General features: G+C 47.0%; 12 protein-coding genes. 5 read left to right on the forward strand and 7 right to left on the reverse strand.

Annotated elements, in window-relative coordinates; translation table 11 throughout:
• The first annotated feature begins 8 nt into the window (after positions 1-8).
• Positions 9-125, forward strand: a complete 117-nt coding sequence (locus TOI97_RS07725; protein ID WP_321553643.1) for a zinc ribbon domain-containing protein — start codon at positions 9-11, stop codon at positions 123-125.
• Between the two features lie 171 nt (positions 126-296).
• Here TOI97_RS07725 and asd read toward each other — a convergent pair whose 3' ends face one another.
• The 7 genes from asd to gatC form a co-directional block, all read right to left on the reverse strand.
• The gene (gene asd, locus TOI97_RS07730; RefSeq protein WP_321553550.1) at positions 297-1,232 is read right to left on the reverse strand and encodes an archaetidylserine decarboxylase; all 936 of its coding nucleotides are present in this window, start codon (positions 1,230-1,232) and stop codon (positions 297-299) included.
• Positions 1,233-1,453: 221 nt separating this feature from the next.
• Positions 1,454-2,485: a small ribosomal subunit biogenesis GTPase RsgA gene (gene rsgA / locus TOI97_RS07735; RefSeq protein ID WP_321553551.1), complete on the reverse strand. Its 1,032-nt coding sequence runs from the start codon at positions 2,483-2,485 to the stop codon at positions 1,454-1,456.
• 59 nt (positions 2,486-2,544) lie between these two features.
• Complete coding sequence (locus TOI97_RS07740) at positions 2,545-3,648, reverse strand: calcium/sodium antiporter (protein ID WP_321553552.1); 1,104 nt, start codon at positions 3,646-3,648, stop codon at positions 2,545-2,547.
• A gap of 84 nt (positions 3,649-3,732) precedes the next feature.
• The gene (locus TOI97_RS07745; RefSeq protein ID WP_321553553.1) at positions 3,733-4,098 is read right to left on the reverse strand and encodes a septal ring lytic transglycosylase RlpA family protein; all 366 of its coding nucleotides are present in this window, start codon (positions 4,096-4,098) and stop codon (positions 3,733-3,735) included.
• 73 nt (positions 4,099-4,171) lie between these two features.
• Positions 4,172-5,617, reverse strand: coding sequence for an Asp-tRNA(Asn)/Glu-tRNA(Gln) amidotransferase subunit GatB (gene gatB, locus TOI97_RS07750; RefSeq protein WP_321553554.1), 1,446 nt, complete (start codon positions 5,615-5,617; stop codon positions 4,172-4,174).
• 12 nt (positions 5,618-5,629) lie between these two features.
• A complete protein-coding gene (gene gatA / locus TOI97_RS07755; RefSeq protein ID WP_321553555.1) occupies positions 5,630-7,081 on the reverse strand; it encodes an Asp-tRNA(Asn)/Glu-tRNA(Gln) amidotransferase subunit GatA in 1,452 nt (483 codons plus the stop codon).
• Positions 7,082-7,094: 13 nt separating this feature from the next.
• Positions 7,095-7,382: an Asp-tRNA(Asn)/Glu-tRNA(Gln) amidotransferase subunit GatC gene (gene gatC, locus TOI97_RS07760; protein WP_321553556.1), complete on the reverse strand. Its 288-nt coding sequence runs from the start codon at positions 7,380-7,382 to the stop codon at positions 7,095-7,097.
• 223 nt (positions 7,383-7,605) lie between these two features.
• On the opposite strand from gatC, the gene TOI97_RS07765 reads away from it, so the two are divergent.
• The 4 genes from TOI97_RS07765 (at position 7,606) to rng (ending at position 11,819) form a co-directional block, all read left to right on the forward strand.
• Entirely contained in the window at positions 7,606-8,643 is a 1,038-nt protein-coding gene (locus TOI97_RS07765; RefSeq protein ID WP_321553557.1) for a rod shape-determining protein, read from the forward strand.
• A 148-nt stretch (positions 8,644-8,791) separates the two neighbouring features.
• Positions 8,792-9,676, forward strand: a complete 885-nt coding sequence (gene mreC, locus TOI97_RS07770; RefSeq protein ID WP_407651337.1) for a rod shape-determining protein MreC — start codon at positions 8,792-8,794, stop codon at positions 9,674-9,676.
• A 1-nt stretch (position 9,677) separates the two neighbouring features.
• Positions 9,678-10,145 (forward strand): rod shape-determining protein MreD, encoded by a 468-nt coding sequence (gene mreD, locus TOI97_RS07775; RefSeq protein ID WP_321553558.1) that lies wholly within the window; start codon positions 9,678-9,680, stop codon positions 10,143-10,145.
• A 216-nt stretch (positions 10,146-10,361) separates the two neighbouring features.
• Positions 10,362-11,819, forward strand: a complete 1,458-nt coding sequence (gene rng, locus TOI97_RS07780; RefSeq protein WP_321553559.1) for a ribonuclease G — start codon at positions 10,362-10,364, stop codon at positions 11,817-11,819.
• Positions 11,820-11,830 lie beyond the last annotated feature (11 nt).

Here is an 11,830-nt window from a genome sequence, read left to right on the forward strand (position 1 = left end):
GGCTTGGAATAAGAGAATGGACGTGCAGTGGGTGTGGTGTCGCTCACGATCGCGATATCAACGCGGCACGTAACATTCTCGCGGCTGGGCATAGTCGTCTAGCAGTAGGAATCCCCGTCCTTTAGGTTGGGGAGGATGTCAACCGGTAGCAGTCCGAAGGGGGTGTAAGTAATATAGGGAGCGTACTGTGTAGCAGCATGCCCGGTCATGATATCAATGCTGCTTAGAGCATTTTCGCGATCGGGCATGGCCATCTTGCTGTAAGAATGCCGGTTTTAGAATGAGGTAATGAGTGATTAGTGATTTGTACCTTGTGTATAACTGTCAAGATTGCTTGCTGTATCGGGAGTTGCTATTTCAGTAGCAGTGATAGATTCAAGAGCTATCGGTTGGCCCATTTTTACAGGACTTTCTGCTTTGAGTTCGGCGTTCCAGGTTACATGCTCAGGGCCAAATAAAACAATGGCCGTTGAGCCGAGTTTAAAACGACCTAGTTCAGCACCTTTTTCCAAGGTGATAGGTTGACGTGCTGTTTGGCTATAATCATAGCTGCGTAATGCACGTTTAGGGGGCGTAATTAATCCAGACCAGACAGTTTCAATACTGGCAACGACCATTGCACCTACGAGCACGATAGCCATAGGGCCATGCTCAGTATCGAAAATACAAGCGACCCGCTCATTGCGGGCAAAAAGTTCAGGGACATTCTCTGCGGTGGTTTGATTTACAGAAAATAAACGGCCGGGAATATACACCATTTCACGTAAGATACCGGTGAGTGGCATGTGAACGCGGTGGTAGTCTTTAGGGGATAAGTAAACTGTAGAGAAGTTACCGCCCATAAAAGGTGCTGCGCGTTCTGCATCACCGCCGAGTAATTCAAGCAAGCTAAAGCTATGACCTTTTGCTTGAAAAACACGGCCATGTTCGATTTGTCCTATTTGGCTGATGGCACCATCAGCAGGACTGACAACCGAATGCGTAGAACTGTCAATGGGGCGTGCACCTTCTTTGAGTGGACGGGTAAAGAAGTCGTTGAAGTGGCGGTAAGCATAAGGGTCAGAAATTGCTGCTTCACTCATATCAACTTGATAACGCTGAATAAACCATTTGATCAAGCGGTTTTTAAACCAGGTTTTTTCGCATTCGGCGAGACAGCCAATCAGGCGCGATAAAGTGTGGTGCGGTAATATATATTGCATGAAAATAAATAGACGCTGTTTAAAGTTCATCAATCGAGCCTTTTAATTTTAAAAATGATAGACAAGAGGGCTATGTCAGTGCACACATATCTGCATGAGTCATGACGTGTTTTATACAGCGTTCACGACGCACTATGGAGCAAGCTAGTGCATATTGTAGGGTAAAGATTGAAGGCCTGCCTTGTTTGGCTTGCTTTAGCCCATCGGACTCTGTTCACGTAGCGCTCAATGCTGTATCTGTGTGTTGAAAATCAGTAATGCTCTGTATTGATACCGCTGATAATGTGCTTAAAACTAGCTAAGCGTTGGGGGTGTATCTTGCCAGCCTCTACCGCTGCGAGTAGAGCACAGCCGGGTTCATGTTCGTGGGTGCAGTCACGGAAACGGCAATGGCCTAGAAAATCATGGAACTCAATAAATCCAGCTTCTACATCAGCAATACTGACATGTCCAAGGCCAAACTCACGAATACCTGGGGAATCAATCAGTTGGCCACCGGCAGGAAAGTGAAAGAGGCGTGCGGTAGTTGTGGTATGGGTTCCTTTGCCGGTGAGTTCTGAAAGGGCTCCTACACGGGTGTCGGTATCAGGCAGTAAACGATTCACTAGTGAGGATTTACCAACTCCAGACTGACCAACAAAAACACTAACTTGATGATTAAGTTGTGCCTGTAGTTGTTCTAAACCATCACCAGAGTAGGCTGAAACTTCGAGCAATGGATAGCCTAAGGTATGATAGGTATTGAGTAGGCTGTGGGTGCGTGACTGCCCGCTTGGATCCAGTAAGTCAGATTTATTAAGCAATAGAAAGGGCTTAATACCCGCATGCTCGGCAGCAATAATATAGCGATCTATAAGGTTGGCGTGGGGCTCCGGTAGCGGAGAAAAAACAATAATAATTTGATCAACGTTAGCTGCTACGGGCTTTAATGTTCCACGGGTGTCAGGACGACGCAGTTCGCTGTGACGTGGTAGTTGCGCAACAATAATGCCTAGGCCTTGGTTGCCTGGGCGCCAAACCACTCGATCACCGGTGACTAGAGGGGGTAAGTTGGCGCGTAAATAGCAGCGGTATGTTTGCCCTGCATGTTCAGGGTTTTCTGTTTCAACTTCAACTTGCACGCCAAAATGTGAGATGACGAGGCCGTGTTGTTCTGGGCCTAAGTCGCCACCTTCGAGCTCTTCCAGAGCGCGTTCTTCACGTTTCGCAGCGCGAGCAAGGCGCTCTTCTTGAATTTTATTGACGCGCCAGCCTTGGCGACGATTGAGTGTACGTTTGGCCATATTTAACTCTTGTTATGGGCACTGAATAAGACAGGTAACATGTATAGTACAGGCCATACTTATTGGTCTGTCGGTAAGCCGCGTTGAGTACGCCAAGCGCGAGCGGCAATTACAAAAAGGGTAATAGCAGTTAAGGGGACAACATAGCCAATCATGGCTTCGGCAAAGGTAGTAGCAAAAGCTTCGCCGTTGCTTTGCATGATTAAGTAGGCGGTGTAGGCTAAGTAATAGCCTAAAAATAATGCGCCTTCCCAGCGGCTTACACGGTAGCCGGCAAAGAATATAGGCAGGCATGCCACCATCACGGCTAGCATCACTGGAAAGTCAAATTTAATTGCCGTGCTTGCCACAACAATTTTTTCTGGAGACACCAAACCAGCTAAACCTAACACAGCCAGAAGGTTAAAAAGGTTGCTGCCAACGACGTTACCCACAGCAATGTCACGTTCACCGCGCCAAGCAGCCACTAAGGACGTGGCCAACTCTGGCAATGAGGTACCTACGGCAATAATCGTTAAACCAATCACTAACTCAGATAAGCCTAAAGCTTCAGCAAGATTGACAGCACCTGTGACTAACAGATTAGAGCCCACTACGAGCAACACAAAGCCAGCGACTAAATAACCAGCATTGATCAGTGAGGCATAAGGGTGAGGGTTTACTTGGGTAATGTATTCTTCGTCAATATCTACCGCTTGGCCTGGGCGCCATCTTTTTAAACTGCTCACAATTAAGTAGCCGGTATAGCTGACAATGCAAGCAAATAGAATAAAGCCATCAAGACGACTATAGCTGCCATCCATTGCCAAAAACCAAGCTAAAAGGCCGGCGGCAATCATAATAGGAACATCAAAGCGTACAAGCTGACGTGAAACAACTAGGGGAATAATAAGAGCGGAAACACCTAGTACGATAAGAACGTTAAAAATATTACTGCCAATCACATTGCCGATAGCAATATCACCTTGACCTTGAAAAGCTGACTGAGTACTGACTGCCATTTCTGGGGCGCTGGTACCAAAAGCTACAACTGTTAAGCCAATAATGAGTGGTGAAATACCAAAACGAGCAGCTAAGCGTGCGGCCCCGCGAACTAAAACTTCTGCACCAATGACCAGCAAAATAAAGCCGCCAATAAGGTAAATAAAGGTTAAAACAGACATGCGGTGACTCCGGCTTTGTGTTGTGCGCTGAGGCGTAGATTAGCAGGTTGCGAAAGGTGAGTAATTGATTGCTAAATAATAAATTTAACGTAGAACTTGGATGTGCACAGGGGCTACCCCTCTGTTGACTAAGTTGATTTCCTCTGCTGCTGCGCGCGATAGGTCGATAATGCGGTCTTTGACATAAGGGCCGCGATCATTGATGCGCACAATAACGCTTTTTTGACTGATAGTGTTGGTGACTTTAACTTTTGTACCGAAGGGCAAAGTTCGGTGTGCCGCTGTCAGTTCATGCCTGTTGAATCGTTCACCATTGGCGGTGAGCTTGCCTTGATGGTAGGCGCCGTACCAAGATGCTTTACCACTACTTTTGGCTAAAGTTGTGCTGTGTGATTGTGTTGAACAGGCCGTTAAAAGTATTAAGGCCGCAGTAATCCAATAAAAGCGCATAAAGTGCACTCCTTGAGCATTTGCCAGTGAGAGCAACCTCAAGCTGGCTGAGCCAACTTGAGGTCCCTCCGGGTTATTGATCAAGCTTTTTCTTTAGCAGCTCGTTAACTTGTTGCGGGTTTGCCTTGCCTTTGGAAGCGCGCATTGCTTGACCTACAAAGAAACCAAACATTTTGCCGCGTTTATTCTCATCGCTAGCACGGTATTGTTCAACTTGCTCAGCATTGGCTGCTAAAACATCATCCAATAGAGCTTCAATGGCTCCGCTGTCAGTGACTTGTTTTAGACCGCGCTTTTCAATGATGCTGTCGGCATCGCCTTCACCTTCAGCCATGGCTTCAAAAACCATTTTAGCGATTTTTCCAGAAATGGTGTTGTCTTTGATGCGCAACAGCATACCACCAAGTTGTTCGGCGCTGACCGGTGACTGGGCGATATCTAGGTTTTCTTTGTTCAGCAGGCTAGATAGCTCGCCCATGACCCAGTTAGTGGCTAATTTAGCGTCTTGACAGATTTTCTCTACTGCTTCGAAGTAATCAGCGAGCTCGCGACTGGCTGATAGTACACTGGCATCATAAGTTGATAGGCCAAAATCTTGCTCAAAACGCTCGCGTTTTTGTGTGGGCAGTTCGGGTAAGTCTTTGCGTAAGCTGTCCAACATCTCCCGTGGAATATGCACCGGTAACAAGTCAGGGCAAGGGAAGTAACGGTAGTCGTTGGCCTCCTCTTTAGTACGCATGGAACGGGTTTCGTCTTTATTAGGGTCGTACAGGCGAGTTTCCTGAATAACTTTGCCGCCATCTTCAATCAAGTCAATTTGACGCTGGATTTCATGGTTAATGGCGCGCTCAATAAAGCGGAATGAGTTAACGTTTTTAATTTCAGTACGAGTGCCTAGCTCGGTTTGACCTTTAGGGCGTACCGATACGTTGCAGTCGCAACGGAAAGAACCTTCGGCCATGTTACCGTCGCAGATATTGAGGTAGCGCACTAAAGTGTGAATGGCGCGCGCATAAGCCACAGCTTCTTTGGCGCTGTTCAACTCTGGTTCTGAAACAATTTCCAGTAAAGGAGTACCGGCACGGTTTAAGTCAATACCTGTCATGCCGCTAAAGTCTTCATGCAAGCTTTTGCCTGCATCTTCCTCTAAGTGCGCGCGGGTGATGCCAACGCGTTTAATGCTACCGTCTTCTAGGGCAATATCTAAATGACCCAGACCGACGATAGGGTCATCCATTTGACTGGTTTGATAGCCTTTAGGCAGGTCTGGATAGAAATAATTTTTGCGAGCAAAAATATTGTACTCGCCAATTTCAGCATTGATTGCTAAGCCAAACATGCAGGCCATACGTACTGCTTCTTCGTTTAATACGGGCAAGGTGCCCGGCATGGCCAAGTCAATTAAGCTGGCTTGGGTGTTCGGTTCAGCGCCAAACTCAGTGGCGCTACCAGAGAAAATTTTTGTATCAGTTGCGAGCTGTGCATGGATTTCCAGCCCGATCACGGTTTCCCATTGCATTGTGAGTCGTCCTCAGAATCCGGCTGGCGTACGAGTGTGCCAATCAGTGTGTTGTTGGAATTGATGTGCAACCTGCAGTAAACGTGCTTCTTGGAAGTACGGTGCTTGCAGTTGTACGCCGACTGGTAAACCATCGATTACGCCAGCAGGCATCGATAGGCCAGGGATACCTGCTAAATTAGCAGGTACGGTATAAATATCTTCTAAGTATGCGGCCACTGGATCATTGGCTTTTGCGCCAAGTTGCCAAGGTAGGTTTGGCGTGGTTGGGCCAAGAATTAAGTCGACTTGCTCAAAAGCGTTAGTGAAGTCGTTTTTTATTAAACGACGAATTTTCTGTGCTTTTAAATAGTAGGCGTCGTAGTAGCCTGTGGAAAGTGCGTAAGTGCCCATCATGATGCGACGCTTGACCTCTTCACCGAAAGCCTCGTTACGAGAGCGTAAGTACAAGTCTTCGAGATCTTTGGGAGCTTCACAGCGGTAGCCGAAACGAACGCCATCAAAGCGCGCTAAGTTGGTAGAAGCTTCAGCAGAAGCAATCACATAATAGGTGGCTACAGCATGAGGTAAGCTTGGTAGGCTGACTTCAACAAAAGTTGCACCTAGCTGTTTCAGTTGTTCAATGGCTGTATGAACTGCATCGCCAATGCGAGCATCTAGGCGGTCGTCGAAGTACTCTTTCGGTAGACCTATGCGTATGCCTTGAAGCGGTTGTGTTAAGGCGGCAGGGTAGTCATCCACAGGCTGCTGAGCACTCGTGGAGTCACGCTCATCGAAGCCAGCAGTGGCTTGTAGTAGTAGTGCGCAATCTTCTGCGTTGTGGGCTAAGAAACCCGCTTGATCAAAGCTGGAAGCATAAGCGGTCATGCCCCAACGTGAAATGCGCCCATAGGTTGGTTTGATACCTGTTAGGCCAGTGAAAGCAGCGGGTTGACGAATAGAGCCACCACTGTCGCTACCGGTTGCAGCGGGCACTAGGCGTGCAGCAACTGCGGCAGCACTTCCACTGGAAGAACCGCCTGGAACTCGCTCTAGATCCCAAGGGTTTTTGCTAGCGCCGTAGAAGCTGGTTTCACCGGAAGAGCCCATAGCGAACTCATCCATGTTGAGTTTACCTAAACTGACGCAGCCTGCTTGGTTGAGCTTTTCGATAACGGTAGCGTTATACGGGGCAATGAAGTTATCTAACATTTTAGATGCACAGCTAGTGCGTACGCCTTGAGTGCAGAATAAATCCTTATGCGCTAGGGGTACACCCAGAAGCGCTGAGGATTGCCCTTCGCTGCGTAACTGGTCAGCTGCTTGGGCTTGCTGCAATGCAGCATCTTCAGTCACTGTAATAAAACTGTTGACCTGAGGATCAAGCTGTTTAATACGTGCTAATAAGTGTGTTGTAAGCTCGTGCGCAGAAAACTGCTTGGCAGCCAGCGCTTTTGAGATGTTGGCTAAAGTAAGTTGATGCATGACAAATGAGTCCTTAATCGATGACCTTAGGTACCAGGTATAAGCCGTTTTCTACAGCTGGAGCGAGGGCTTGGTAGTCATCACGCTGATTGCTTTCGGTGACGGTATCTGTGCGTAAACGCTGGGTGGCTTCTAAAGGGTTAGCCAAAGGCGTTACATTGTCAGTATTTACCGCTTGCATGGCATTGATCATGTCGAGGACGGTATTTAAGGAAGCGGTGCTGCTGTCTAATTGCGCATCATCTAGTCCTAAACGAGCTAGATAAGCCAGTTTTTCCACGTCGCAGCGTTCAAGTGCCATGTGAAATTCTCCTACTTAAAGAGTGTGGGGTGGCCATTTATACAGCCAAAATGGAACAATCACAGGATTGTTACATCTATACGTTTGTAAAATTCATATTGATGTTTAGAAAGTGTTAATCTAACACAGTGCGCACCTTGCTCAAAAGGTCGATGGTTGTTAGAGTTTCCTATTATTTTTTAATCAGCGTTTCAAATGCGCGTTGCCTAGGGTTATCCATCCCATGTTAAAGAAATTACGCGGCCTGTTTTCCAGTGACTTATCCATTGATTTGGGAACGGCCAACACCCTTATTTATGTGCGTGAACGCGGTATTGTATTAGATGAGCCATCAGTTGTTGCGATCCGTACGCGAGGCAATCAAAAAAGTGTTGTAGCTGTGGGTACCGATGCTAAGCGTATGCTCGGACGTACTCCAGGGAATATTTGTGCGATTCGCCCGATGAAAGATGGCGTGATTGCTGATTTCAGTGTATGTGAAAAAATGCTGCAGTACTTTATAAATAAAGTACACGAGAATAGCTTTTTACAGCCGAGCCCGCGTGTATTGATTTGCGTGCCTTGCAAATCCACTCAGGTTGAGCGCCGAGCCATTCGTGAGTCTGCGCTAGGTGCTGGCGCACGTGAGGTTTTCCTGATTGAGGAACCGATGGCTGCTGCTATTGGGGCTGGTTTGCCAGTGGATGAAGCGCGCGGTTCTATGGTGGTTGATATCGGTGGCGGTACCACGGAGATTGCTTTGATCTCTCTTAATGGTGTGGTGTATGCCGAGTCTGTACGGGTGGGCGGTGATCGCTTTGATGAAGCCATTATTACTTATGTGCGTCGTAATTACGGTAGTCTCATTGGTGAGTCCACTGCGGAACGCATTAAACAGGAAATTGGCGCAGCTTTTCCAGGTGGCGAATTGTTGGAGTTTGATGTACGTGGACGTAACCTGGCTGAAGGTGTACCACGTAGTTTCACGCTCAACTCTGACGAGGTGCTAGAGGCTTTGCAAGAGTCGTTAACCGCGATTGTACAAGCAGTTAAAAGTGCTTTAGAACAATCGCCACCAGAATTGGCATCAGACATTGCTGAGCGAGGTTTAGTGCTCACTGGTGGTGGTGCTTTGCTACGGGATATGGATAAATTGCTCGCACAAGAAACAGGCTTGCCCATTATTGTTGCTGAAAATCCAAAAAACTGTGTGGCTTTAGGTGGCGGTCGTGCTTTAGAGATGATGGACCGCAACTCTATGGATCTATTATCGATTGAGTAAGCGCTGCTGACACCTCAAGCGTTTGCGCTTTATGCTTATCGTTCATCTTAACTGCAGGTCGATTTATACTGGCCTGTAGTTAAGACGCTGGGGATGTATCATTAAGCCTCTATTTGCTAAAAGTACTGCTCTAAGTACAAAGTTTTTAATACTGACTTGTTTATCTATTGCCTTGATGTTGGTCGATGCACGTCTAGAGGTGCTTAAGCCTGTGCGTAGCCAATTAGGTATGGTGCTGACGCCAATGTATTGGCTAGGCGATTTACCTGTACGTGTATGGTCTGACAGCATCCAAATGTTCAGTAGTCGCACGAATTTAATTGCAGAAAATGAGCAGTTGCGTGCTGAGACATTATTGATGCAGCGCCGTTTGCAGAAACTGGCAACTTTAACTGAACAAAATGTCCGGTTGCGTGAGCTGTTGAATTCATCCGCCTTAATTGATGATCGAGTGCTGGTTGCGGAATTGATCGGTATTGATCCGAATCCTTACACCCACCGTATTTTAATTAATAAGGGAAGTGAGGACGGTGTCACTTTAGGTCAGCCGGTTCTAGATGCTCGTGGTGTAATGGGGCAGGTGGTTGAGGTGATGCCTTATACCTCACGCATTCTACTGATCACGGACAGTAATCATAGTGTACCTGTGCAGGTGAACCGTAATGGTTTGCGTGCTATTGCCAGTGGTACTGGTCATCTGGAATCGATGGAATTGCGTTATGTCACTGATAGCGCAGATATTCGCAAAGGTGATTTATTGGTCACTTCAGGTATGGGGCAGCGTTTTCCTGTGGGCTATCCTGTTGCAGTGGTCAGTGAGGTGCAACGTAACACGGGGCAGCCTTTTGCTCGAATCAAAATTTTGCCTGCAGCAAGCTTGAACCGCAGTCGTTATTTGTTGTTGGTATTTCGTGACCATGTACATGGCGTGCAGAGTTTAGATCAAAGTGTGCAGCAAACCTTAGAGGATGATGCGAAGCAGCTGCGTAAAGCTACGGAGACAACAGCAGAAGAGGCGCAGCGGGATGGGTAGAATGACACTTACTATTTGGGCAACACTCATCGCTGCCTTATTGTTGTCAGTGGTACCTATGGCAGAGCATTTAGAAATCGGGCGGCCCATGTGGCTGGCTTTAGTGCTCAGTTTTTGGGCAATGAACTTCCCGCATCGAGTGGGCCTGCTGACCGCGTGGTTTTTTGGTATTGCTCAAGATGTGCTATACGGCACACTTTTTGGTCAACACGGTTTAGCGCTCGTCGTAGTGGTGTTTCTTGTATTAACTTTGCAACAGCGTCTTAAGTTGTTTCCTTTGTGGCAGCAGTCTTTTGCTTTGCTAGTGATTTTTGGTTTATCACAGCTTTTACTCTTGTGGCTTAGTACTTTATCAGGGATGCGTCCTGAACTGAGTTACTATGCGGTGCCGGTTTTAGTCAGTAGCTTAATCTGGCCTTGGTTGTACTTGTTACTGATCAACCTAAAACGATTGCGCGGCTTCAAATGAGTCCTGCCTTATGTGATCGTGAACTGTATCGGAACTATGAGCCTGCGGAGCAGGGTGTGGCGCACTTGGCGATATAGTGCGATGTTAGCGATAACATTGTAATCTCCTGAGTCGTAATGTGTTATTAATTGAAGTGTTTGGTGTTTTGCACAGCCAAGACCTTAATGCATTGCGTATAGAGCTCGTGCACACCCATGTCCCTAGATTGAGAGCACCATGAGTGAAGAAATTTTAATTAACATTACACCAATGGAATCCCGTGTTGCAGTTGTGGAAAACGGTGTGTTGCAAGAGGTCCACGTTGAGCGCACTCAACGTCGAGGTATTGTTGGTAATATTTACAAAGGTAAAGTGGTACGGGTTCTGCCAGGAATGCAGGCAGCCTTTGTTGATATAGGCTTGTCTCGAGCTGCTTTTATTCATGCCGCGGATATTGCTGCACGAGAAGGCATGACTGGTGAGGGAATTAGTGGCTTGGTGCATGAGGGGCAAGCCATTGTGGTGCAAGTCACTAAAGACCCTATTGGTAGTAAAGGGGCACGCCTAACGACTAATTTATCGATCCCTTCACGTTACTTGGTTTATATGCCAAGCAGTAGTCATATTGGTGTATCACTGAAAATTGAAGAAGAAGCCGAGCGTGAGCGTTTAAAACAAGCTGTTACCGAATGCTTAGCGAAGGAGGGGTTAGAAGATAAGGGTGGTTTTATTATTCGGACCGCTACTGAAGGCGCTGATCCAGATGCCATTATGGTAGATATTCGTTATTTGCATCGTTTATGGGCGCAGGTCCGTGAACAAATGAAAGTTTGTGCTGCACCAACGGTGATCTACGAAGAATTATCTTTGCCATTGCGTACTCTGAGGGACCTGGCTGCTGAGCACACTGAGAAAGTGCGCATTGATTCGCGGGAAATGTTACAAAAAGCACAGCAGTTTGTAGGTGAACTGATGCCAGAAATTTCTGATCGCGTTGAGCATTATCCCGGCGAGCGTCCGATTTTCGATCTATACAGTATAGAGGATGAAATTCAAAAGGCTCTAGAGCGCAAGGTTCCGCTTAAATCAGGCGGTCATTTAGTAATTGATCCGACTGAAGCTATGACCACCATCGATGTGAATACAGGGGCTTTTGTTGGGCATCGTAATCTTGAAGAAACGGTTTTTAAAACTAATCTAGAAGCAGCATTGACCATCGCACGGCAATTACGCCTACGCAATGTAGGCGGCATCATCATCATTGACTTTATTGATATGGAAGATGAAGAGCATCGTCGCCAAGTGCTACGTACGTTAGAGCGTCAGCTTGAGCGTGATTATGCGAAAACCAATATTATCGGTATTACTGAGTTAGGTCTGGTGCAAATGACCCGTAAGCGTACACGGGAAAGTCTAGCACAGGTTCTGTGTGAGCCTTGCGTAACGTGTCAAGGGCGAGGACATATGCGCACTGCAGAGACCATTTGCTATGAGATCTTCCGTGAAATTATTCGCGAGGCACGCACTTTCCAAGCGGATGGGTATATGGTGTTGGCCAACCAGAGTGTGGTTGACCGTTTACTCGATGAAGAGTCCGGGAATGTGGCTGATTTGGAGTCTTTTATTGGCCACCCCATTCGTTTCCAGGTTGAGAGCATGTATTCACAAGAACAGTATGATGTGGTTTTGCTTTAATTTATTTAAAG

Source organism: Denitrificimonas halotolerans, assembly GCF_034259425.1.
Classification (GTDB): Bacteria; Pseudomonadota; Gammaproteobacteria; order Pseudomonadales; family Pseudomonadaceae; genus Denitrificimonas; species Denitrificimonas halotolerans.